This is a genomic window from Ensifer sp. ENS06 (assembly GCF_014852205.1).
GTDB classification, from domain to species: domain Bacteria; phylum Pseudomonadota; class Alphaproteobacteria; order Rhizobiales; family Rhizobiaceae; genus Ensifer; species Ensifer adhaerens.
Window position 1 is genome coordinate 540208 of record NZ_JACVBC010000001.1, and the last position, 23738, is coordinate 563945.

Below are 23738 nucleotides of genomic sequence, written 5' to 3' on the forward strand. Positions count from 1 at the left end.
GGTCAGCGCGCCGAGAGCGCTTTCATCATCTGGTCGATGTCGATGCCGCCAAGGCCGAAGTTGCGTTCGGTAAGGTCGGCCAGACGCTCGGCCGTGAGTGTTACCGTGCGCCGGATCTGCTCTTCCGTGTGGTCGCTGGTGATGAAGAAGCGCAGCCGAGCCAGGCCTTCCGGGACCGCCGGGTGGATGATCGGCAGCGCATTGACCCCTTCGGCAAGCAGGTCGTTCGACAGCTGCACCGCACGCAGGGAATCACCAACCAGAACCGGAACCACGGAAAATCCGCTGCTGAGGCCGGTGTCGAGCCCCGCTTCCTTGGCAAGCTTGAGGAAGAGCGCGCCGTTGCGGCGCAGCGCCGCCGTGCGTGTCGGCTCCCGTTCCAGCACCTCCAGGCTTGTGGTTGCCGCGGCCGCCAGCACCGGCGCAAGGCCGACGCTGTAGACGAAGCCGCCGGCCGATGCCTTCAGCACCTCGACCAGCGCTTCACTGCCGGCGATGTAGCCGCCGCAGCTCGACGTGGTCTTGGAGAGCGTGCCCATCCAGATGTCGATCTCGCGGGGATCGACGCCGAAATGCTCTGCAAGCCCGCGGCCGGTCTTGCCGAGAACGCCGAGCGAATGCGCTTCGTCGACCATCAGCCAGAAGCCGTATTCGGCCCGGAGCTTCAGAAGCGCCGGCAGGTCGGCGACATCGCCGTCCATCGAGTAGATGCCCTCGACGATGACCATGATGCGGCGATAGTCGCCGGCAACGGTGCGCAGCACGTGTTCGAGGTCGGCGACGTCATTGTGCTTGAACAGGCGTCGTGTCGCGCCCGAGAGCTTGACGCCGGCAAGGGCGCTGTTGTGGATGAACTCGTCGTGGACGACGAGGTCCTTCGGTCCCATCAGGCAGCTGATGGCGGCGACATTGGTGAGATAGCCGCTGACGAAACAGACGGCGGCATCGACGCCATAGAAGCCGGCGATCTTCTCTTCCAGCGCCACATGCACCGGACGCTCGCCGGCGACGAGGCGGCTCGCCGAGGCGGAAATGCCGAAGGTGCCGATGGTATCGCGTGCCCGCGCAAGCACCTCCGCATGGCGATTGAGGCCAAGATAGTCATAGGAGGCGAAGTTGATCAGCTTCCGGCCGTCGATGACGGTGGTCGCGCCGGCGGCCGTCTGATGGGCACGATAGAACGGATTGGCGATGCCGAGCTGTTCGCTTGCGAACTTCTGGGTCATCACCTGCCTGTATTCCGGCAGGTCTTCAAAACGGGCCTGCTGCCGGCGCGCCGGCGGCGGCATCTCCCGCTCCGAGCGCGCCATGCGGTTGCGCTCGGAGGATTGATGCGTGTTTCTCATCCGGTCCAGCAGGTTCTCTTTGAGGCTGCTGGTCATCTTGGATGCGCCTGGACCGTTTCCGTTCGTGCTCATTGGCCTTGTGCTTTTTCCTTCGCCGTTCCGACGTGCCGCTGCGCAAGTTCGCTGACAATCTTGTCGTCGGCGGGCTCGGCATCGTCGCTCTGGTCGCGCTTGCTCACCTTCTCATAGAGCTTGCGGGCGACATCGCCAACCGTCGTGTTGTCGGCGACGCCGCTGAGCGGCATGTCGAAGCCGGTGTTCTGCTGGAAGCTCATGCCGAGTTCGACGGCCATGAGGCTGTCGAGGCCGATTTCCTTCAGAACCTTGCTGCGCGTGACCGTATCCTTCGATACGCGCAGGATTGCGGCGATCTCGCCGGCGACGAGGTCGAAGAGAATGTCTTCGGCTTCCTGCGGCGACTTGCCCTCGATCATCGCGACGAGGTCCATCTTGGTGCCTTCGCCGCCCGTCGCATGCTGGTCGGCGCTGCGCAGGATGACTTCGAAGAGCGCGTTCTTGGCGACAGGCAGATTGCGTGCCGCCGACCAGTCGATCTCCGAGATCATCACGGTTGCCGCATCGACGGTGCCTGGATCGAAGGCCAGGTGGCTCTCGACCATGTCGAGTGCCGTCTGCGCCTTCAGCGCGGTCTTGCCGATGCGCTTGGCGAGGATGTCGTTCACATCCGTGTTCTGGACCAGATAGCCCCTGTCGGCGATGGCGCCGAACCCGACGGCGAGACCCGCAAGGCCGCGTGCGCGACGGGCGCGGGCGAGACCTTCGAGATAGCCGTTGGCTGCGACGTAGTTCGCCTGTCCGGGGTTGCCGACGAGTGTCGTCGCCGACGAGAACAGGATGAAGTTGTCGATCTTGTCGCCGCTGGTCAGTTGATCGAGAACCGCGGCACCCTTGGCCTTGGTGTCGATGACCGGCCGGTTTCGCTCGCGGTTGAGGTTGCTGATCAGCGCGTCGTCGAGCACCATTGCGGCATGGACGATCGAGCGCAGCGGTGCCACGGCGCGCAACGTCTTGAGCAGGCGCTCCGTCGCTGCCGGATCGGTGACGTCGCAGGCATGAACCGTGGCGGATACGCCAGCCTTCGTCCAAGCTTCGATCATTGCCGTCGTTTCGGCGTCCGCCAGGCCGCGGCGTGTGCAGAGCGCGACCTTCGTCGCACCCTTTTCGACGAGCCAGTTGGCGGCAGCCAGGCCGAAACCGCCGATGCCGCCGACGACGAGATGCATGCCGTTCGGATCGACCTTCATGCCGCCATGCGGACGCTTGGCAACGCGATGCGTGCCGGCGACCGGAGGAAGCACGACGATCTTGCCGATATGCCCGGCATTCTGCATCAGTCGGAAGGCGTTGCCGATCTCGTCGAAGTCGAAGGCGCGATAGGGAAGCGGCGTCAGCTTGCCGTCTTCGAACAGCGCACCGATCTCGGTGAAGATCCGCTTGGTCAGCTTCGGCTGATTGACCAGCAACTGGTCGGCGTCGATGCCGAAATAGCTGACATTGCGGCGGAACGGCCGAAGGCCGATCTTGCTGTCGGCGTAATAGTCGCGCTTGCCAAGCTCAAGGAAGCGGCCAAAGGGCTTCACCAGCGCCAGGCTCTGCTCCATGGCCTCGGCGAACAGCGAGTTGAGCACGAGATCGACGCCTTCACCGCCCGTCACGGCGCGAACGTCGTTGACGAAATCGAGCGAACGGGAATCGAAGACGTGATCGGCACCCAGCATCGACAGGAAGCGACGCTTCTCGCGCGATCCTGCCGTGGCGATGATCCTGGCGCCCTTCAGCTTTGCGACCTGCAGCGCGGCAAGGCCGACGCCGCCGGCGGCGCCATGGATGAGGATCGTTTCGTCAGGCTGGATCCGTCCAAGCTCGACCATCGCATAATAGGCAGTCAGGAACGCGACCGGAACCGTCGCCGCGGCGACGGGGCTGACCGATTGCGGCAACCTGGCGACGCCGGCGCGCGAAACGACCGCGTGGGTCGAGAAGGCGGTGGATGCAATCGCCATGACGGCATCGCCCACGGCGAGGTCATCGACGCCATCGCCGACCGCGACCACGTGGCCGGAAAGCTCCATGCCGATCGTCGCGCCTGCGAAGCCGTCTTCGAGCGCCTCTTCCGGCAGAAGGCCCATCGCCCACATCACGTCGCGGAAGTTGAGGCCGGTGGCCGCGACCGCAACGACGACCTCACCCGGGCCTGCCGAGGGGATGTCGCTTTCTTCCCAGACGATGCTGCCCACCTGAGAGCTGACGCGCTGGCGGATGGTTGCAGCCTTGAAGGCAGCCGTTGCCGCGTGCGCATTGTCGACCGGGCCAGGCACGGCGCGGATCTCCGAAAGCGCAGCGCCAGCTTCGCCTTCGAGCAGCCATTCGCGGTTGACTCCCATCGCGCCAAGCAGCGGCAATGCCGCTGCCATCTGAGCATCCGTCGTCGGCGAACCGTCGATGTCGAGCGAGTGGACGTCGAGGAACTCGTATTCGTTCTGAAGCACGCGTGCGAAAGCCCAGAGGCCGGCATTGACGCCGTCGCTTGCGACCGCCGCGCCGACCGTCCGGCTGGCGATCGGTGCGCCGCCGGGCGCGACAAGCACGAGACGGGGCCGTTTTTCGTCCGCTGGCTCCGCACCGCCGATATGCTGGCGCAATGCTTCGGCAAACGTGCCGAGCGCGAGGATCTGTGTTTGTAGAGAGGCGGAATCGTCGGTGCGCGACGCGGCCGCCGGCAAGGCAAGGAAGAATGCCCGAAGCGGTTGGCCCCCCAGCGTCTCGAAGGCTGGCAGGAGCGCGGCCTTGTCCGCAGCCGCATCGCCGGTCAGGCTGACACGAATGGCTGAACCAGAGGGCTCGCGCTGTTCGTGCCCCGCGATCTCCAGCAGCAGGTGGGGGACGGATGCCGGCACCGCCGCGTCTGCGGAAGCAGTTGCTGCGCCACGCGCTTCGAGCAGGATGACGTTGCCGCTTGCACATTCGCGGTCGGCAATGTCGGTGTCCCGCAGGTCGAGATCGTCGAGGCATTTCTGCCAGTGCGGCGCCGCCGCGAGGTTGCCGATCGGAAACTCCGCCGTCTGGCTGCGCGCGAACCAGCCCTCGGACAGGCCAAGCGCGAAGTCGTTGAACAGCGATGGCGCGCTGACCGCGGCAATCAGCCCACCCGTAGGGCGCAGTGCCGTGCGCAACGCTGTGCGAACCGCCACATCGTCCTCGATCAGGCCGTAGAACCCGTCGGACGCGCTGACAGCAAGATCGAAGGCCGCAAGCGTCGCGAGTTCGCCCTTCTTGAGGATGTGTACATGGGCGTCGTTTTCGAAGGCCAGCTCAAGGCCGCGCTGGGCGTTATCGCGTGCTTCGAACACGGTGAGGCTTGCACCATGCTTTTCGGCAAGAGTCGCCAGCCGCTTAGTGAAACCGGCGGATACGCTGCCGAGTTCGACGATGCGCAGGCGCGCTCCGGCGGACTGTGCCGATAGCGCCGTTTCGAGAGCCTCCAGCACGAAGGCCATGCGCTGGCGGCTTGCCTCCGAATGAACCGCCTGATGGTCGATCGTGGCGTCGCTGATGAAGCTCGATCCCGAGGCCGCTTCGTCGCCCGCATGCAAGGCGTCGATGCGGGCAAGGGCTTCCGCATAGGCGTTGTTGATCAGCACGGCCTCGACGGCGCGGTCAGGCCGTTCGCCGTAAAGTTCGCTCAGAATTTCAGGCACGCTCGGCAGGTTGAATTCCTGCGCGACGGTCCACACACCATCCTTGTGCTCACAGAGCCCGGCATCTTCGAGCACGTAGAGGCAGCTCGTCAGAAAACACTGGAAGGCGAAATCGCCAGGCAGATTGCCGCCCTGGATCGTGGAACGCCCCTTACCGAGCTTGAGGGCGATCTCCTGGCAGGCGCGGTAGATCGCGGCATTGAAGAGCAGCGTCGCATTGTCGACACCAGCCTCGCCGGCGGCCGGCATTGCGATCGATACCGGCGCAAGGCTGTTGCGCAGAAAGCCTGGCAGGGCGGCTTCCGATTGTACTGCCTCGTAGTGGAAGGACAGCGCATCGAGCGTCTTGTGCTTGCGCAGATAGGTGCGGCGGAAACGGCAATCCTCGAAATGCGCGATCGGCTCGCCCGACTGGCTGAAGAAGTGGAACTTCGCCTTGATCGAATTGGTGCTGACGCGTTCAATTTCGATCATCGCGCGCGCGATCGGCAGGCCGCCATTGACGACACGAACCGAACCGAAGCGGACGGGAATATAGGGTGCGCCGCTCTTGTCGCCGGTGAATCGGTCGAAGAGCGCCACCAGCCCGTGGAAGGTCGCATCGACCGAGATCGGGTTCAGGGCATAGCTGACCAGCGGGTGTCCGGTGGCTTCGGCCGTCTTCAGCTCGACATCGACCAGGCGGTCGCCATAGGCAACCGCTTTTGCGAGTAGCTGGAAGCGAGGACCGTAGTCGAGGCCGAATTGCCGCGCCGTCTCATAGGCGCGACCCGGTGCCACCGTTGCCGTCTTGGCGAGGCCTGCGAGCGACGGATAGGCGCGGTCCCCGGCCGGCAGCGGCTTGCGGCAGCGGGCAACCGCGTGCACGGCCCAGTCGTCTTCCGACAGCCGTTCACGCGAGCGGATTTCGAGGTCGCCGGTCTCTGGCGAAAGGACGGTCGACAGCTCCATGATTTTTGTGTCGCTGAGTTCCAGCGGCCGGACGATTTCGAGATTGGTGATCTCGACTTCTTCGCTGCCATAGAACTGCTGTGCCGCAGCAACGGCGATCTCGATGAAGCCGCTGCCCGGCAGGATCGCCTTGCCGTCCACCACGTGTTCGGCAAGATCCGGGAAGAGATGGGCGTCGATATGGTTTTTCCAGCTGCCGCTGTTCGGATCGCTGCGCCAGCCGGTCAGGCGGTATGGTCTGGCAATCCGGCCGAACAGGTCGGTGGCATCAGTTGTTGCCGCCGGGCGCAGTTCGACGGGCTCGAAGGGCAGGCTTGGCAGGGCGATCGATGCATTGCGCTTGCCGAATACCCGGGTCGTATCCACGACGGCGCCGTGCGCAACGGCACGTGCCATCGCGGCCGAGATCGGATCCTGGCCGCTTTCGGCGACGTCTCTGAGCAGCGTGGGCACCACCATGCCGGGGGCTGCTGCCTGCTTGATCGTCTCCTTGACGTAGGACGACAGGATCGGGCGCGGCGAAATCTCGATGAACAGGCGGCAGCCCATTTCGATCGCGGCTTCCGCAGCCGCCTGGAAGCGGACCGGCTCGCGAACGTTCTTCCACCAGTATTCCGGATCGAGCTGCGTGCCCTCGAGCGCGGCACCCGTGACCGTCGAAAGGTAGGCGAGTTCGGTGCGGCGCGGTGCGATATCGGGGATGTCCGAGAGGAAGGCATCCTTCGCCCGATCGATGATCGGATGATGGAACGGATAGTTGATGTCGAGGATCTGGACCGGGATCTTCGCCTTGCGGGCGGCATCGCGGAAGGCCGAGATCTGGTCGGCCGGGCCCGAGATCGTCACGGAATTATGGGCGTTGACCGCAGCAACGCAGAGTTCGTCAAGACCGCGAGCCTCGGCAAAGGCGCGAGCAGCCTCTTCACCGAGCATGACGGCCGCCATCGTGCCGTGGCCGGCAAGCAGGTCCTGATGCAGCGAACGTTTCGCAACGATCGAAACGGCATCGACGAGCGACAGCGCGCCGGCCGCGTAGGCCGCGGCGATTTCGCCGACGGAGTGACCGAAGACGGCGACCGGCTTGATGCCCATGGCAACCAGCGAATCCGACAGGGCGGCCTGCACCGCAAACAGCAGCGGCTGGGCGATCTTGGTGTCGGCAAGCTTCTTGTCGAGATCAGGATCGGTCAGGAGATCGGTGAGCGCGATGTCCGAATGGAACTTGAACAGCGCGCTGACCGAGGTGAAACACTGGCGGAAATGCAGGTTTTCGCGGAAGGCTTCCACACCCATGCCGGCCCATTGCGAGCCGTTGCCGGAGAACACGAACGCGACCTTGGCGTCGCGAACGACGGCCTCGCCGACCTCACCGATATCCGAGCCGGGCTTTTCCAGGTGGCTGGCGATCGCACGGACGATATCTTCGGGCTGGTCGCTGCGAGCGGCAAACCGATGGCGCATATGGGTGCGGTTGGCACCCGATGCGGCGATCATCGCACGGGCTTCACCCTTGGAAGCATGCGCGAAAGCGGTCTTGTAATCCTTGAGAAGGGCTTCCAGGCTCGACTGCGTATGAGCGCTTGCGAGGAACACATGTCCGGATGACGACGGGTTTGCGGCCTTTTCATCGGCGGCCGGTTCAGGATCGCTGATAACGACGTGCGCATTGGCGCCGCCGAAGCCGAACGAGTTGATGCCGGCAAGGCGCGCGCGCTTGCCGCGCAGAAGCTCGATCGGGTTTGCCGTGACACGAACGTTCAGGCCGTCGAAGTCGATATGCTCGTTCGGCGTGTCGAAGTGCAGCGAGGCCGGCAGGTAGTTGTTCTCAAGCGCCATCATGGCCTTCAGCATGCCGAAGAGGCCGGAGGCGGGTTCCGTATGGCCGATGTTCGACTTGATCGAGCCGATCGGCACAGGCGCCCGGCGCTTGGCGCCGATGACCGTTCCGATCGACCAGACTTCCGCCGGGTCGCCGACCTTGGTGCCGGTACCGTGGCCTTCGACGAAGGCCACCTGATTGGCGTCGATGCCGTTTCCTTCGTAGATCGCTCTCAGCAGGTTGGCCTGGGCTTCGCGCGACGGCAGCGAAATGCCGTTGGTGCGGCCGGCCGAATTCACGCCGGTCGCGACGATGCGCGCGTAGCTGCGGTCTTTCTCGCGGCGCGCCCGGTCGGAACGGCGCAGCACGAAGACCACGCCGCCTTCGGCGCGCACGTAGCCGGCGCCGTCGTTGTCATAGGCGCGGCAGAGGCCTTCCGGCGACAGCATGCGTGCCTGGGCGAAGCCGACGAAGGGCAGGGGGTGGGCAAGGATGTTGACGCCGCCGACGATCGCCGTGTCGATCTCCCCGGCCTTGAGCGCCCGCATCGCCTGGTCGAGTGCGACCAGCGAGGAGGAACAGGCGGTGTCGACCGTCATGCTCGGGCCACTGAGGCCGAAGATGTGCGAGATGCGGTTGGAGACGATCGACAGGGTGTTGCCGGTCATGAAGTAAGGGCCAGCCGCAGCCGGATCCTCGACCGTCAGGTTCGCATGGTCGAGGCTCGAGGCGCCTATATAGACACCGACGTTTTCGCCGTGCAGCGACGTCGCCGAGATGTTGGCATCTTCAAGCGCCCGCCAGGCGAGCTGGAGCAGCACGCGCTGCTGCGGGTCCATATACATGGCCTCGCGCTGCGACATGCCGAAGACGGCCGGATCGAAATCATAGAGTTGATCCAGCACGCCGGCCGCGAAGGAATAGGTCTTCCCCTGCGTGCCCATGACGGGATGCCAGAATCGCGCCACGTCCCAGCGATCCGATGGAATGCTGGTGACGGTGCACTTGCCCTGACGTAGAAGTTTGAACAACGCCGAGGGCGATTCTGCTCCAGGGGCGAGGCATGCACGCCCAATAATCTCAACAGCCATGTATGATCGAACGCTCTAAAATGCCGTTAAAGTTGCACCTGCGATTGCGCGGCGGAAGTTGAAATGCAATCGCCAATCGTCATGCTTGCGGGCTATCCCCAGCTATATTCGTTCCGCCTCATTAGTCAGCTTTTAACTTAAAGTCCCTAGCTTTCAACCCCAAAGACTGAAGATATACACGCTGTCAACGCCAGTCCAAGTCGGATTGGGCGACAAACCACGCTCAAGGTATCGAAGGTATGACCAGAAAGACGCGGGCTCAAATAAATTGCCCGTCTTGGTCTTGAGGTGACTTGTTGTGGGACGGCGATTGTGCTTTTCAGAGACCGGCGAAATTCCCTGCCGGGGGATGATGCGGCGCGGAACCATGAGCAAAATCATGGCTGTGCCGAATGTGGAGTGTCGTAGTTGAAACGAGTCAGTGCCCTTCTGCTTTGTTCCGCCCTCGTCGGATGCCAGGCTGTGCCTGGTGAGGGGCCGTTGGCCGGAGCGATCGTCAAGGACGCCGGCCAGTCAGGCGCCGAGATCGGCCGCCAAAATGCAACGGTTTTCGACATCGTCGATGTGGACGGACGCTCCGCGCGTCTCGTTTCCGATTATGTCTCCTCGACGCTTAATCGCCGTTTCGGCATTGGCGGCGGTGTTGGCCGCGTCGTCATCGGCGTTGGCGATCAGCTTAAGGTCTCGATCTTCGAAGCCGGCAGCGACGGCTTGTTCTCGACGCAGGACTCCAAGCAGACGAGCATCGATCTCGTCGTTCAGCCGGATGGCAAGGCTGCCATCCCCTATGTCGGCCCGGTCAAGTTTGCCGGCCTGACACTGGAGCAGGCGCGCCAGGAAATTCTGGAAGCGCTGAAGCAGAAGGCGGTTGAGCCCGACGTCATCGTCACGAGCATGAGCACCGCGTCGCGCAACGTTACGGTTTCGGGTGCCGTCGGCAAATCGTCGGTGGTGCCACTGAGCCTCGTCGACGAAACGATCAATGAGGTCATCGCCAAGGCCGGCGGTCCGGTCGCGCAGCCCTATGAGACCTTCGTCACATTGGTGCGCGGCAAGAAGACCGGAACGGTTCTCCTGAAGTCGATCATCGAGAACCCGTCGGAAAATATCCACGTCAAGCCGGGCGACCAGATCTTCGTGACGCGCGATCCGCGCCGCTTCACGATCCTCGGTGCGGTCAAGGCCAACCAGCGCGTCGAATTCGGCGCCAACGATCTCAATCTGCTCGAGGCGATGGGCCTTGCCGGCGGTGGCTCGGACTACACGCTCGACATGAAGGGCTATTTCATCTTCCGTTACGAAGAGCCTGATGTGGTCATGAGCCTGCTCGGTCAGCAGCGTTTCAACGAAATGCTGCGTAAGGGCATGAAGACCGACAGCGTGGGTCGCTACCCGATCGTCTACCGCTTTGACATGAGCAAGCCGGACAGCCTGATTGTCGGCCAGACCTTCCCGGTCAAGAACCGCGACGTCATCTATGCCTCGCGTCACCCGTCGGTCGATTTCTCGAAGTTCCTGAACTTCGTCGCCCAGCCGGTCGGCATCGCCAATTCCGGCTTCTCGATCGCAGATAACATCAACAATCTCGGAAACTGATCGTTTTCGATCGCATTTGTTCGAGGGCGTCGGCCATGGCCGACGCCCTTTTTGCTTATCTGCCCTTCCGATCTCGGAAGCCTGCGGAACTGGCTTGTCGTCGCTCAAATTCTGTGATTGATCTTGGACTTAAATCGATTTTGGTGATCGATAAGCAGTTGATCGTCCAGAGGTGAATGATGGCGGATAAAGCGTTGATCGTCGTGGATGTGCAGAACGATTTCTGCCCGGGCGGAGCGCTTGGTGTTGCGGGCGGCGACGAGATCGTGCCGATGATTAACGGGCTGATCGGCCGCTTCGAGCATGTGGTTCTGACCCAGGATTGGCATCCGACCGGCCACTCCAGCTTTGCCTCCAGCCATCCCGGCAAAAATCCCTTCGAAATGATCGCCATGCCCTATGGCGCGCAGACGCTCTGGCCGGATCATTGCGTGCAGGGCAGCGCCGGTGCCGATTTCCATCCGGCGCTCGAATGGACCCGCGCCGAACTTTTGATCCGCAAGGGTTTCCGCGCGCAAATCGACAGCTATTCCGCCTTCTTTGAAAACGACCGCCGGACGCCGACCGGCCTTTCCGGCTATCTCAGGGACCGCGGTATCAAAAAGGTGACGCTCTGCGGGCTCGCGACCGATTTCTGCGTCGCCTTCTCCGCGCTCGACGCGGTGGCGCAGGGGTTCTCGACCACGGTCGTTCTCGAAGCCTGTCGGGGCATCGACCTCAACGGCTCGCTTCATGCCATGGTGACGCGTATGCGTGACGCCGGCGTCGAGCTGAACTAGCCGAGATGATCTAGCCTCGCCCAAGAGGAAGGAGCAATTTCACCGATGACGAAGACCGATATCGCCAGGCGCGTCTACAATCATGCCTGGAAACTCGACCCGATCGTACGCAGCCTGCTGGACACGGATTTCTACAAGCTCCTGATGCTGCAGATGATCTGGCAGCTCTATCCGGATGTCGACGCGACCTTTTCGCTGATCAACCGTACGAAGACGGTGCGGCTCGCCGACGAGATCGATGAGAAGGAACTGCGCGAGCAACTCGATCACGCGCGCGAACTGCGTTTCTCCAAGAAGGAAATGATCTGGCTTGCGGGTAATACCTTCTATGGCCGCAAGCAGATCTTCTCGCCGGAGTTTCTCGCCTGGCTCGCCAAGTTCCGCCTGCCGGATTATGAGTTGAAACGCAGCGACGGCCAGTTCGAGCTGACCTTCCGCGGCCGCTGGGCAGAGACCACCATGTGGGAGATCCCGGCGCTGGCGATCATCAACGAGCTGCGCTCGCGCTCGGCGATGAAGGGCCTCGGTCCCTTTACCCTCGATGTGCTCTATGCCCGCGCCAAGGCCAAGATGTGGTCCAAAGTCGAGCGGCTGCGACAGTACCCTAACCTCAGGATCTCCGATTTCGGCACGCGCCGCCGCCACAGCTTCCTTTGGCAGCGCTGGTGCGTCGAGGCGTTGAAGGAAGGGATTGGCAGTTCGTTCTCCGGGACCAGCAATGTCTTGCTCGCCATGGACAACGATCTGGAGGCGCTTGGTACCAATGCACACGAATTGCCGATGGTGGCCGCGGCCCTTGCCCGCGACGACAAGGAACTGGCCGCCGCCCCCTACAAGGTGCTGCAGGACTGGAACCAACTCTATGGCGGCAATCTCCTGATCGTGCTGCCCGATGCCTTCGGCACAGCGGCGTTCCTGCGCGACGCGCCGAAATGGGTGGCGGACTGGACGGGCTTTCGGCCGGACAGCGCGCCGCCGATCGAAGGTGGCGAAAAAATCGTCGCCTGGTGGAAGAAGATGGGACGGGATCCCCGGGAAAAGCTGCTGATCTTCTCCGATGGTCTCGACGTCGACACGATCATCGAGACGTACCGCCACTTCGAGGGGCGCGTGCGCATGAGCTTCGGCTGGGGCACCAACCTCACCAATGATTTTGCCGGTTGCGCGCCGACGGAAATCAGCGGCCTCAGTCCGATCTCGATCGTTTGCAAGGTCAGCGAGGCGGATGGCCGGCCGGCTGTAAAACTCTCCGACAATCCGCGCAAGGCGACCGGTGACCCGGCCGAGGTCGAGCGCTACCTCAAGTTCTTTGGCTCGCAGGATTTCGTTGAGCAGGCGGTTAAGGTCTGACCGCCAAGTAACGCCTAAGTCAAACGACGCCGCGTGCTCAGCGATCCTGCAAAAAAAGAAACCGGCAGGAGCCGGTTTCAAAAGGGGATCAAAGATGTTGCGATTGTCCATCATCGCAATATCAAATCTGGCAGTGGAATCTTAAGGTTGCGTTAATCTGCCAACCTGCCGTTGCATTTTGCTTCTCTAGAATACGAACATGTAGAGAAGGATGATGACGATGAGCGGCACGCCCATAAGCCAGAGAACGATACCTTTCATTGAGAAGCCTCCGCGTTGCTGCCTTTGAAACGATAACGCAGCATCGGGAAATACGTTCCGGGTGTCAGCGAGGCAGGCTCTTGTTTCAGTTTATCGCCAGTAGCCTCGCTTCGCCCTTGTTCAAGAAGTAGGCCTTGTCGAAAAGCCGGAGATCGACGGGGTTCGGCATCCGGATATCGTCCAGGTCCGGAAGTGGTTTCACGGCGGCTTCGAAGGATCGATCGATCTGCGAGATGAAGATGATGATCAGCCCGCGTTGCCGCGCGAATGCCCTCAATTTGCGCACCTGATCGCCAAGAGCGGGATTGTCACGTCGCTGATCGAGAAGCTGGAGGTAATCGACGACCACGAGCGTGCCGGGATCGGCCTTGGACAGCTTGCCGACGATATGGTCGGCGCTGATCGTGTCGGAGCAATCGATCTCGAACAGCGGGGCAAACCGGCCATGGTCGGCCCTGATGGCGGCAAAACGCTCGATGACGTCCGTCACGGTATATTCCAGTGTGAAGAAGTAGGCGCGATGGCCGGCCCTCATCGCCTCTACGGCAAGCTCGAGGCTCTTCAGCGTCTTGCCCTGGCCGGGGCGTGCGCCGAGGACCACGAGATCTCCGGGAGCGAGCTGGGCAAGCATACTCGCCGCGGTGCCGGCAGTCGTTTGTCGTGCCGCAAGCAGGCTCCAAGTGGAGTAGCCCTCCTGAACGGCAATGCGATCAAGCGCTTCATGGAGCGGGACGGCTTCTTCACGGCACAGGCGTTTCGCCCTGCGTTTCAAATGGTAGATCGGTGCAGTCAGTTTCATCGGCAACCTCCTGGTACGAGCGATCGTCGCAGTCCCTCCTTGTGCGCATTGCCCCAACAGTCGGTTCGATGATGAGAGTGCCCGGTATGAAATCTACTTTCCCGATCGGAGGGGGGAGGCGTGGGCGCGCCCGAATCGCAGCATAACGCAGATGGCAGCAGGCGAAAATTGCATCCGATGAGAAATTCTGCGGCCTGGCGCGCGTCTTTCGCGGGCGCCCTAGATCCTGCTCGTTTGGGGCGATAGGACAGGCGAAAACATTCGCAGACCGCAAAAGCACGCGGTGCTACGAGCGAGTATCAATTTGATTTCTTTAAGAGAAAACTGGTGCTGCTAGAGAGATTTGAACTCTCGGCCTCTCCCTTACCAAGGAATGAAGTGTGTTTTTATAAACGTCTGATTATAAGCGATAAAATCGAAGCGCTCGTTCCTGCTGCACGGTTTTTGCACAAGTGCCCCCCTATCTCAAGGGTGCGGGTGGATTTCACCACAAGTTCTGGTAAAGCTTCCTGAGCGAATATCGATGCGTCCGTACTCTGGGAAGAAATATGCACTACAAGAAAGCGCCGATTGTCGAAGCTCTCCTGCAGTTGCAGTTCGCGGAGGGGTTGACGGACGCGGATATGGGGCGCGTCTCGCGGAAAGCCGAAAGTCACTATACCGAAAAAGAAGATATGCGCGACTTTCAGGTTGCTGTGCGCGTGCACAATGGGAACGCAACGCCTGAAATCGGCGCAGTGAACCCTTGGCATAGGCATACCAGTAAAGATGGCGCGGATTTCTTTGTGGTTAACCGCAATCAGTTCACCGTGGGCCGTCGCGCTCCCTACGAAAATTGGGAGAAATTCTTCGGCCGCTTCGAGCGCGATTACGACTTTTTCTACAAGACAGTGGGTTTTAAGAAGATAACGCGGATCGGGCTAAGGTACATCAACCGTATCGACGTCCCGGTCGCCGAAGACGGGAGTGGCGATATTCGCCGCTACTTGAATGTTTACCCGCATTCGCCACTTAAGGTATATGATAAGTTCGTTGCCAACCACGTGCGCTTCGAGTATGCGGACGACGTGTCTGGCGCGACGGTAGTACTAACGTCAGGTACGGTTGACCCTGAACTGATCAACCATGTTTCGTATCTGCTCGATTTAGATGTCATCGTGCAAAAGGACGTGCCGTTGAAGCGAGAAGATATTCTAGACAGAATTGAAAGCTTACGTGCGGTCAAAAATGGGTTGTTTGAGTGCCTCGTGACAGATGAGGCCAGGAGATTGTTTGATGCTTGAGCGTACTACGTCTTTTGGAAAGGCATCCGCTCTGATGCCATCCATGGACTATGCCTCGCGATTTGATACCGTTTACACTCAAAAATCTCCTGCGGCGCGAAAGCAAACTGTCTCGCAGGAGATAACTTTTGAGAACGACGTACCACGTGCTGCGATGGCCCTTAAAGAGGCCACCTCGTTGCTTGCGATGTACTTGACGTTCCCGCAACGCGACCGGTTGTTCGGAGAGCTCGACTTTCTACTGGATCCTGAGGAATGGGATGAACACGATGCCCTTCCCAATCGTCGAGCATTTGTTAACTTTCTAAAGTGGGCTGTGGCTACCAAACGTCACGACTGGACGTCGTTGGGACTAGATGGTGATGGCAACACTTCAGTGGCGTTTAAGCGTGGCGGAAATCTAGTAACGGCGCTCTTCCTACCAAATGACATTGTTCAGTGGACAAGTAAGCGAGATACGGAGGACGGACCCGACGTTGCAGCTGGCCAGTCTCCGCTCCGAGTGTTCGCGAATAATTCGCCCGCTCTTCTGGAAAGGCTATAATGGCGGAACGGACTATTCCCGACGAACACCATGTAGTGCGCCACTGCCCAAAGAACAGAACAATTCGCGAAAACGGCGTCGTTGTCGGCGTTATGCCTCAGCTGTTCGAGTTGAGGCTTCACCGGAATGAAGAGTATCTGTCGTCATGCTACTACGAGCATTTCGCCGGAACGCACGAAGAGCGACTAAAACAGTGCGTCGATTCAACTACTCGCCAGATCGGCGATCGAGACTGTATGGTGTTGATGAATGTTGGTCGGACCAAAACCATCGCATCCGGCCATGGGGCGAAGGTAAGGGTCGTACATCAGTATGATCATCCAAAGAATCCATCGTACTCCAAAATCAAGGGCGTACCTTTCGATCCCAGCAGTGCAATTCTGACGCTGTTGGCTGACGAAGCGTCAGACAAGTTCTATGTGGTGAAAGACCTTCGCGGAAGTTAGCTGGCCGCTAGGTTCGCGCACGATGCAGCGTTCTTCCCCCACTTTACCAGCCGCCGAGACCAATAAATCGGGTCGCTCCACCATTCCTGATGGCGCCAGAGCTGCGGCACGGGCAGGGAGTTGATGGCTTCGATCAGCGGCTGCTGCGGCACGTGGGTGTAGTGGCGGCTCATATCGTCGGCAGCGTGGCCGAGGATCTGATCCTTGATGTATGGGTGGATGCCATTGACAACGAGCTGTGTCGATACAGTGTGGCGCGCAGTATAGGGCGCGATGTCGACGATAGAGACGCCGCGCTTCTTAAGGCGATTGCGGGCGCCGGTAATGGCGCTGGAAATCTGCCCGCCAAACTCTTCGGTCGGCGGGTAGGGCTCTCCCTTATGGGAGCGGAACAGAACGCCGCCACGGGCCACGAGAGCCTCGAAGAGTGGCACTAGAAACTCATGGATGGGAATACCGCGCGGCTCGCCTGTCTTGCTGGCGTCGAGCGTGATCCATCGACCTGGCACGTTCACGTCCGAGGCATCGAGGGTGAACATCTCGATCGGACGCATGCCAGTGTAGAATAGGGCGGTCATGAGCTGAGCCGGTGCGGGCGACATGGCGGCGACGAACTGGGCGGCGCGGTCATAGCTTGTGGGCTTGGTGCCGGCTCGCACCTTGAGCTTGACGACGTTTGTGCCCTTCGCTTTGCGCGGCCGCTTCCATTGGCGAACCTCCGCCCACTGGTTGCCCGCTGCATGGTTCCAGACGGCGATGAAGGGCGTGTAGCATTGGCGGTTGCGCGTCTCGGCCGAGGCTGTCGGGAAGAGAATGCGGGCGGCGGCATCAAGGTCGGACTGGGTGAGGTCTTTCAGAAGCTTGCCGCGAAAGTGCGCGACAATGCCGGAGACCTTTCCGGTTGATGGTGAGACCTTGATGAGAAACCGCTCAGAGCCGCCAGACGCGATGTATGACTCTGCAGCCTCTTCGAACGTGATCAGGGCTTTCTTGCCGTGAACGCTTTCGTTCAGCAGCCGGCTTTCCGTTTTGATACGGATCGCTTCCGCGACTTCTCGGTCGCGAGTGCCAGTAGATTCGAATAGGCTTTGTCCGCGGACGGTGCCACGGATGTAGTAGAAGTCCGAGCCTTTGCGTTGGACGAGTTTGAGGGGCATCGCATCGCATCCCAGATTGCCAGCAGGTCGCTCTCGCTAAAGAGCATGTCTCGACCAGAGATAGTGCACAGACCTTCCCGCTTGGCAACTTTGGCGATGCTCCGGCCGGTCATTCGCAGATAGGTGCTCGCCTCGTCGAGCGTGTAGATCCTGCCCAAAGGGCCATCAGCTGCAACCATTACCGCACCTCCGCGCATTCGAGTGCAGCAGCGCGCGCCTGGTCGCGGCGCTTCATGTTTTCCTTGTGCGTCACCAGCTCCGTGTGCTTCGGGTCCGGATTGACGCAAAGGCGGTTCCGGCATTTGTGGTCGAGTTGCTTTCGACCTGGAATGAAGCCGTGCTCATTGGTCCACATGACCTTGTGAACGGCGACCGTCTGGCCGCTCAATGTCATGCGAGGATAGTCCTTTCCGCGGCCGGTCTTGCCCGAGGTGGGCCCGGTCCAGATCCAACAGCCCGTTACGGGGTCGACCTCGACGCGTGCCATAATCTTTTCGCGGATCTTGTCTCGCCTGCTCATGGGGTAATCCATGGAACAAGGGGGGTGGAGTAGGCCAGCATCAGCGGGTGGCGTGGTTGACCGTCCAAAGCAGTGCCCCAGCACATCGGCTTTGCGCCGGCTCTGGAAAGTACATCAGCAACTGTGCGCCAGCGGCCACGCAGTTCTTTCGGAAGCTTGGAGGCCGGGCCCCACGCGACGATGTGAATATCCGAGGCCTGAATGGCGCTCGCGATATAAGCGTCGTTCTCAGGGCCGATAGGATCAGCCGCTGATCTCAGCGCCTTAACATCCTTGTCGACGAGCGCGCATAGGTTCCAGACCTTGACTAAGCTGGCGCCGAGGCGAATTGCGAAGCCATCAACCTTCGTCATGGTCTGGTCGTTCTTCTCGCCGTCAGCCTCGGCTGGGTTGACCATCCCAAGCGAGATGACCGGACCGCTGCCACCGAAGTCATGTTCAAGTAAGTAGCGATACAGACCGCATTCAGAGAAAACCGCCCGTCGGGTCATGAGAAGATCGCTCATTTCATCTCCTCGTAGTCGAGGTAGTAGCTTTCTCCGCAGACATCGCAGCTATATCGTTCACCGTCGAAGCCGCCGCCCACTTCCTTCATGTTAGGGCAGCGGCCATTTTCGTCGATCTTGCATTCTGTAGGCTGTGTGGCTTTGTCACCCTTCGTGTCACCCATTTCCGACACCCTCCTAAACGCGCATCGGCATGATGATGGTGTGGGTCTCGGTCTCGCCGGGCTTGCGCAGCAGGACCGGCGATGCGGGGTCGTTGAAGTCGAGTTCGATTTCGTCACTGTCGAGGTGATCGATCGATTCTCGGAGATAGGCACCGTTGATGCCGACGACGATTTCACCGTCGCACGCGGTGGTGACGACGTCCTCGGCCGAGCCAGCATCGCCCTCGCGAGAGGTGAGCGTTGCCGAGGTATTGTCGAAGCTGAAGCAGACGGCATTGCCCTTCTCGGTGTTGACCGTCAGCACGCGTGCAATTGCCGCCTTCAGCTCGGCGCCGTTGATCTTGGCGCGGATCTTGTGCGAGGCCGGCGACAGCCGGCGATAGTCCGGATAGTTGCCCTCGACGAGCTTCGAGATGATGACGATGTTTCCGGCCTCGAAGCGGATCCGGTAGTCGGAAAGCGAGATCGACAGCGTCTCGTCCTTCGGCAGGTGCTTGACGAGCAGTGGTGCCGTCTCCCTGGGCACGATCACCTTTGGCATGCCTTCAATCGGATCATCGATATCCGAAGTTGGCAGCAGTCGACGCGCCATGCGGTGCCCGTCGGTCGCAACGAACATCAGTCCGGTTTCGGTGGCGTCGAGATAGACGCCGCCGAGATAGGGGCGCGTCTCCTCGTTGGCGCAGGCATAGTCGACCGCCGACAGGCACCGGATGAAGGACGAGCTGCCGAGCGAAAGCAAAAACGGCAAGGCGCCCTTGTCGAGCTGCGGGAAGTCTGCCAGCGGCAAGATCGGAACCTTGATCTTCGATCGGCCGGAACGGATTGTCACCGCCTCGAGCTTGTTGCCGACCATGACGGCCTCGAAGGAAATATCCTTGCCGTCGTCGATCGCGCTCACGATCGAGGTCACCGTTTTCATCGGAAAGGTGAAACCGGAGAAGTCGGCGCTGATCTCGGCTTCGAAGGGTGCGGCGATCTCAATGTCAAGGTTCGTCGCGCGCAACCGAAGCAGGTCACCGTGGCGCTCCACGGCGATGTTAGCGAGATGCGGGATGGTGTTGCGGCTGTTGACGGCATCCTTCACGGATGAAAGCGCCGCCTGGAAGGCCGCCTTCCTGGTCTTAAACATGGGCGGTTCCTTTACGGCCGGCGAGGAGGTCGGCGATCGCGCATTCGTGGGATGGAGTGGAAAGACCGAACTCGCGATGCATCAAATCCATCGCTTCCTTGCAGTCACCGGCCGCCAAGGCGGCATAGACGCGGTCGACCCACGGCCTCGGCGTGTCATCGTCGAAGTGCTCGGCGTAGTAGTTCTCGATTTCGTCGTCGTCGAAGTCGCGCAAGCTGACACGCACATCGACCGGGTAAAGGAAGAGGGGAACCTGGTCCGGGGAAATCCCCGTGGCCGCCGTGAACTTCGCCTTCTCTTCGTCGCTCAGGCGAGCAAGGCTGATCGCCACCGTTTTGTTGATGATCATCACGCATCCTCCCCTGCCGGCACCATGCCAAGCGCCTGGAGGTAGGTGTCGAGGATTGCCTCCTGCTCCATCCGCTCGTCATGATCCTGCTTGCGGATCGAGATGACCTTGCGCAGGATCTTCGTGTCGAAGCCCATGGCTTTCGCCTCGCCATAGACATCCTTAATGTCGCTGGCGATCGTCGCCTTCTCTTCTTCGAGGCGTTCGATCCGTTCGATGAAGGCGCGGAGTTGATCGCGCGCGACGCCGTGCGCGTCGGACGCTCCGGTTTCCTTTTTGTCGAAGGCCTCGGTCTGAGGCTCGTCGACTGGCTGCTCGCCGGCGGCCTGCTTGCTGATGGCCTTTGCGGCCGCTTTCACGGCGGCGATCGGGACGCCGCCGACCGTCGCGGTCGGTTCATTGATAAGCGCTTGTCCCATCGTCGTCTCCTAGAAGGGAATGTCGTCGTTAAAGTCCCGGCTGGAGCCGGAACCGGTGGACTGTCTGGAAGAGGAGGAAGAGCCAGCGGCACGGTCGCCGTCATAGCCATAGTCGGAAGCGCCATCGCCGCCCGCGCGGTAGCTGGAGCCTTCACGACGGCCCGACAGCATGGTCAGGAACGCGTTGAAGCCCTGCAGCACTACCTCAGTCGAGTAACGGTCGTTGCCGTTCTGGTCCTGCCATTTGCGGGTAGCGAGCTGACCTCTCACAAGGATCTTGTCGCCCTTGTGGACGTACTGCTCGATGACCTTGCAGAGCTGCTCATTGAAGACGACGACGCTATGCCATTCCGTCTTCTCGCGTTTCTCGCCGGTGTTGCGGTCGCGCCAGCTTTCGGACGTGGCAAGCCGAATGCTGGCGATTGGCCGGCCGTCCTGTGTGCGGCGGATTTCGGGATCGGCGCCGAGGTTGCCGATCAATGTTACTTCGTTGAGATAGCCAGACACATGTCACCTCAGTGCTCGGTTGGCGGCGACGATCGAGGCGCGTTCGAGCACCAGGTCTTCGCCGATCAGGCGGTAGGCCATTTTTCGGAATTGCTCTTCGGCCTTCATGGGCGCCCATGGCTTGATGGCGCCGGTCAGCTTGGGAGTGGCGGAAGGGGGCATTTCGCGGCCGGCGCGTGGTCCGAAGAGCGCGATCGCCTCGGCGCGGCACATGCGAATGTCCATGTCCTTGACGAGCTTCGCCTGGCGGCGGTTCCACGCTTCGGGACCTGGGAAGCCAGCGGCGAAGTAGATCGCCTCATCCCAGGCCGCCTTGCAGGTGGCCACGGCATCGCGCATGCGGGCTTCGCCGTAGAGATCAATGGCCACGGAGGAATAGAGCTCCTGCGAGGGCTTGGACTGGTCGCCCACGATGTATTCATGCCCATCGTGCAACAGGAACAGGGCGGCATCCATGCGGGTGCCGCCCTCATTCAGGATCGCCTGCGCGCCCATCACCGAATGCTGCGCTACGGAATAGGCCGGGCCGGGATTGCGGCCGTCAAAGCGCGCGATCTTCGAGAGCGCGTTGCCCATTTCGATGAAGCAGACTTCGGCAGCGTCCGGCGCGGCGATGTCGATCACCGAGCCATCGGGAACGAAAGACCAGACCGGTTGCGGTGCGAGGCGCGTATCGATCGCCATCCGTCACCTCCGCTCGATCGAGGCGACGACACGCACCACAACGTCGACCGCATCGTTGAGAAGCCAGCCTCCGGACGCGCAGCAGAGGGCGAACAGGGTCGCGACAATGCGGCGGGTCCGGAGGGGCGGCGCGCGAAGGGTGATCGGCTTGGGAGGATCGACGCGGCCGCCAAAGGGGGTGAAGTGATTGTCCATTTCAGGCGACCTGACGGATTGATGCGCGGCGGGCGATCTTGGTCGCCTCGGGCAGCAGCCGGCGGAGTGTCAGTTCTGACCAGCCGCGACGTTTCAGAGCTTCGATGTTGGCGGACTGGTCAGCGAAGGCGAGTTCGCGCAGATCATCCGCGAGGCGCTCCTCGAGCGTTCGGATGCAGCGAGGCGCCGCGGCGATCTTGGCCGCGGAAGTCTCGGAATAGCGTTGAATGCGGATCATGTGCGGCTCCTTGTAGCAGGTTGCCGCAAATATAGCGCTAATCGCTAAATCTTTGTCAAGTCAAAATGTAGCGATAATCGCTAATCTTCAGATGGCTCAAAAATGAATTGATCGGTAATCGCTAAGTTCCCGCCATCTGCAAATAGGAAGCCACTGCCCGCGGGGTTCTTGACAGCGGAAAGGCCGCTGCGAATGTGATTTCTCGGTTAACGTGCGGAGAGTTAAGAACATGCAGGCGGCAGCTTTGTTGGTTTCTGCGATCATGCTTTCAGCCGGCTCTGCGATAGCACAGGATCCACAGGAGTGCGCTCGCATAGAGGACTCTCTTCAGCGTCTGACGTGTTTCGACAAAATGTTTCCGAAGGTCGCTGCTGGCGAAGCGCCCAAGGCAGTCGCGCCAGCTTCAGCGGCCGCCTTGTGGGAAATCCAGGAAGAAGTCTCACCAGTTGATGATAGCAAGGTTGTGCGGGCTGCTTTGATGCCTGCCAAATCTACGAGCACCGGGTTTAACAACGCTTCGGCATATCTCTTGATGTCGTGCCGTGAACAAACGACCAGCTTTATCATTTCGACGGAAATGTTCATGTCTGGAGAAGAGCCGACAGTCACCACGCGGATCGGAGTTGCGCCAGCTGTTACTGGGAAATGGTCACGGTCTACCAACTACAAGGCCGTTGGTCTCTGGAGCGGCAAGGAGGCAATCCCCTTCATAAAGTCGCTGAAGGACAACGAGCGATTATTTGTCCGTCTTCAAGACAAGGACCGCGTCGACGCGGAGTTCGATCTGGCGAACGTCTCTGAAGTAATTGAAAAGATTAAGGTTGCCTGCAAATGGTGACGGCCCTAATCGACTTCACGTTGGACCGAGTAAATCACTCGGCCGACAATTCTGACGATCTCACCATCGCCAGCCGACAAATCAATTGGTTGCTGATGAAGTGGGTCATTAGATTCGGGTAGGAGCCAATGCTTTCCGTTTTCATCCTGCCAGAGTTTCTTCACGGTCGCTTCGCGAAGTCCGTCAGAGCGCTCTGTTTCGATGATGTATCGACGACCAGGTTTGGGGGATTCTCCGGTTTCCATCAAGCTCGTGTAGATCAGCGCTGATCCCTCGGGATAGCGGCGGTTCATTGACGGTCCCTTGCTCTCCGCGCCGTATAGAGTGAAGTGACGAAATTCTGGCTCGTCAGGGACGGCGACGTCGTACCAATCTTCTTCATCCCAAAGTGATGATTCCTGCCAAATCCCTGCGGCCACGTATTGGCGCACCGGGACGATACGAACATCGCTTCGCCTGGAGATGAAATCCGATGGCGAGCAGTGAAGGATCTTCGCGAGCTGCTCCATTTGTTGGGCACTCAGCTTCGTTTTTCCATTTTCGAGTTTGTTGTAGTTGGTCAAATGCAAGCCCAAAGCGTCCGCAACCTGTTGCTGCGTCATGTTCTGTGATTTGCGAATTTCTTTTAATCTCATCATGTTACCTATTTTAGCGATATTCGCCATATTGCGATATCGCGCTTATCGCTAAACACCTATTGACAAGAATGTAGCGATTTGCGCTATATACCTTTCATGGACCTAAGAACTTGGCGCACCAAATCAGAACTGACGATGGCGGAGGCAGCGTTCCTGCTCTCGATCGATAGCGCGCGCACCTATCAACGTTACGAGACCGGCGAGAACCGACCGGACGCTCCGATCATGGAGCGGATCCGCTTGGCCACATCTGGCGAGGTAACGCTCGATGCAATGCATAGGCTTCGATTGGAGTGGCTGAAGATGAACAAGTCCGACGCTGTCGGTGAATTGATCGAAGCTGCGGAATGACGGTGCGTTGGTTTGCATGTGGTCCCCCTTGATCTGATGGGCTGACCTTACGGGCG

The 23738-nt window shown here is 60.5% G+C and carries 22 protein-coding genes and 1 pseudogene; 8 read left to right on the forward strand and 15 right to left on the reverse strand.

Annotated elements, in window-relative coordinates; all coding sequences use genetic code 11:
* Window positions 1–2: 2 nt before the first annotated feature.
* Window positions 3–1418 (reverse strand): aminotransferase class I/II-fold pyridoxal phosphate-dependent enzyme, encoded by a 1416-nt coding sequence (locus IB279_RS02670; RefSeq protein ID WP_192338972.1) that lies wholly within the window; start codon window positions 1416–1418, stop codon window positions 3–5.
* Window positions 1415–8926: a type I polyketide synthase gene (locus IB279_RS02675; RefSeq protein WP_192338974.1), complete on the reverse strand. Its 7512-nt coding sequence runs from the start codon at window positions 8924–8926 to the stop codon at window positions 1415–1417. Before IB279_RS02675 ends, IB279_RS02670 begins: the two co-directional genes overlap by 4 nt.
* Before the next feature lie 408 nt (window positions 8927–9334).
* Between IB279_RS02675 and IB279_RS02680 the strand changes: the two genes are divergently transcribed.
* The 3 genes from IB279_RS02680 (at window position 9335) to pncB (ending at window position 12651) form a co-directional block, all read left to right on the forward strand.
* Window positions 9335–10522 (forward strand): polysaccharide biosynthesis/export family protein, encoded by a 1188-nt coding sequence (locus tag IB279_RS02680; RefSeq protein ID WP_034797015.1) that lies wholly within the window; start codon window positions 9335–9337, stop codon window positions 10520–10522.
* 179 nt (window positions 10523–10701) lie between these two features.
* A complete protein-coding gene (gene pncA, locus IB279_RS02685) occupies window positions 10702–11301 on the forward strand; it encodes a bifunctional nicotinamidase/pyrazinamidase (RefSeq protein ID WP_113187628.1) in 600 nt (199 codons plus the stop codon).
* 45 nt (window positions 11302–11346) lie between these two features.
* Window positions 11347–12651 carry a nicotinate phosphoribosyltransferase gene (pncB, locus tag IB279_RS02690; protein WP_113187625.1) on the forward strand — a complete coding sequence of 435 codons (1305 nt, stop codon included), beginning with the start codon at window positions 11347–11349 and terminating at the stop codon, window positions 12649–12651.
* 346 nt (window positions 12652–12997) lie between these two features.
* Here the strand turns inward: pncB and IB279_RS02695 are convergent, their stop codons facing one another.
* Window positions 12998–13711, reverse strand: coding sequence for a DNA helicase (locus IB279_RS02695; protein ID WP_113187624.1), 714 nt, complete (start codon window positions 13709–13711; stop codon window positions 12998–13000).
* A gap of 548 nt (window positions 13712–14259) precedes the next feature.
* Here IB279_RS02695 and IB279_RS02700 point away from each other — a divergent pair.
* Genes IB279_RS02700 through IB279_RS02710 form a run of 3 tightly spaced genes read left to right on the forward strand, consistent with a single transcriptional unit; the run spans window position 14260 to window position 15984 of the window.
* Window positions 14260–14994 (forward strand): TIGR04255 family protein, encoded by a 735-nt coding sequence (locus tag IB279_RS02700; RefSeq protein ID WP_192338976.1) that lies wholly within the window; start codon window positions 14260–14262, stop codon window positions 14992–14994.
* A complete protein-coding gene (locus IB279_RS02705) occupies window positions 14987–15538 on the forward strand; it encodes a hypothetical protein (RefSeq protein WP_192338978.1) in 552 nt (183 codons plus the stop codon). Before IB279_RS02700 ends, IB279_RS02705 begins: the two co-directional genes overlap by 8 nt.
* Window positions 15538–15984: a hypothetical protein gene (locus IB279_RS02710; RefSeq protein WP_192338981.1), complete on the forward strand. Its 447-nt coding sequence runs from the start codon at window positions 15538–15540 to the stop codon at window positions 15982–15984. Before IB279_RS02705 ends, IB279_RS02710 begins: the two co-directional genes overlap by 1 nt.
* Here the strand turns inward: IB279_RS02710 and IB279_RS02715 are convergent.
* The 11 genes and pseudogenes from IB279_RS02715 to IB279_RS02765 all read right to left on the reverse strand — a co-directional run bounded on the left by IB279_RS02715 (window position 15981) and on the right by IB279_RS02765 (window position 21855).
* Window positions 15981–17141: a site-specific integrase gene (locus tag IB279_RS02715; protein ID WP_192338983.1), complete on the reverse strand. Its 1161-nt coding sequence runs from the start codon at window positions 17139–17141 to the stop codon at window positions 15981–15983. The two genes, IB279_RS02710 and IB279_RS02715, sit on opposite strands and share 4 nt — an antisense overlap.
* A gap of 178 nt (window positions 17142–17319) precedes the next feature.
* A complete protein-coding gene (locus IB279_RS02720) occupies window positions 17320–17661 on the reverse strand; it encodes an HNH endonuclease signature motif containing protein (protein WP_192338985.1) in 342 nt (113 codons plus the stop codon).
* Window positions 17658–18167, reverse strand: coding sequence for a DUF1643 domain-containing protein (locus IB279_RS02725; RefSeq protein ID WP_192338987.1), 510 nt, complete (start codon window positions 18165–18167; stop codon window positions 17658–17660). Before IB279_RS02725 ends, IB279_RS02720 begins: the two co-directional genes overlap by 4 nt.
* On the reverse strand, window positions 18164–18331 hold the full coding sequence (locus IB279_RS02730; protein WP_192338989.1) for a hypothetical protein: 168 nt from the start codon (window positions 18329–18331) through the stop codon (window positions 18164–18166). Before IB279_RS02730 ends, IB279_RS02725 begins: the two co-directional genes overlap by 4 nt.
* Window positions 18332–18344: 13 nt before the next feature.
* Window positions 18345–19463: a DNA polymerase III subunit beta gene (gene dnaN / locus IB279_RS02735; RefSeq protein ID WP_192338991.1), complete on the reverse strand. Its 1119-nt coding sequence runs from the start codon at window positions 19461–19463 to the stop codon at window positions 18345–18347.
* Complete coding sequence (locus tag IB279_RS02740) at window positions 19456–19812, reverse strand: hypothetical protein (RefSeq protein WP_192339168.1); 357 nt, start codon at window positions 19810–19812, stop codon at window positions 19456–19458. The genes dnaN and IB279_RS02740 overlap by 8 nt, the downstream gene beginning before the upstream one ends.
* Window positions 19812–20072 (reverse strand): annotated as a pseudogene (locus tag IB279_RS37055) (DUF2312 domain-containing protein); the annotation flags it as partial. The pseudogene IB279_RS37055 and the gene IB279_RS02740, both read right to left, overlap by 1 nt.
* A gap of 168 nt (window positions 20073–20240) precedes the next feature.
* Complete coding sequence (gene ssb / locus IB279_RS02750) at window positions 20241–20738, reverse strand: single-stranded DNA-binding protein (protein ID WP_192338995.1); 498 nt, start codon at window positions 20736–20738, stop codon at window positions 20241–20243.
* Between the two features lie 3 nt (window positions 20739–20741).
* The gene (locus tag IB279_RS02755) at window positions 20742–21422 is read right to left on the reverse strand and encodes a hypothetical protein (protein ID WP_192338997.1); all 681 of its coding nucleotides are present in this window, start codon (window positions 21420–21422) and stop codon (window positions 20742–20744) included.
* Between the two features lie 3 nt (window positions 21423–21425).
* The gene (locus tag IB279_RS02760) at window positions 21426–21617 is read right to left on the reverse strand and encodes a hypothetical protein (RefSeq protein ID WP_192338999.1); all 192 of its coding nucleotides are present in this window, start codon (window positions 21615–21617) and stop codon (window positions 21426–21428) included.
* Window position 21618: 1 nt separating this feature from the next.
* Window positions 21619–21855, reverse strand: coding sequence for a hypothetical protein (locus tag IB279_RS02765; protein ID WP_192339001.1), 237 nt, complete (start codon window positions 21853–21855; stop codon window positions 21619–21621).
* Between the two features lie 229 nt (window positions 21856–22084).
* Between IB279_RS02765 and IB279_RS02770 the strand changes: the two genes are divergently transcribed.
* Window positions 22085–22693, forward strand: a complete 609-nt coding sequence (locus tag IB279_RS02770) for a type VI secretion system-associated protein TagO (RefSeq protein WP_192339002.1) — start codon at window positions 22085–22087, stop codon at window positions 22691–22693.
* Window positions 22694–22698: 5 nt separating this feature from the next.
* Here IB279_RS02770 and IB279_RS02775 read toward each other — a convergent pair whose 3' ends face one another.
* Entirely contained in the window at window positions 22699–23358 is a 660-nt protein-coding gene (locus IB279_RS02775) for a LexA family transcriptional regulator (protein WP_246801844.1), read from the reverse strand.
* Between the two features lie 108 nt (window positions 23359–23466).
* Between IB279_RS02775 and IB279_RS02780 the strand changes: the two genes are divergently transcribed.
* On the forward strand, window positions 23467–23682 hold the full coding sequence (locus tag IB279_RS02780; RefSeq protein ID WP_192339004.1) for a hypothetical protein: 216 nt from the start codon (window positions 23467–23469) through the stop codon (window positions 23680–23682).
* Window positions 23683–23738 lie beyond the last annotated feature (56 nt).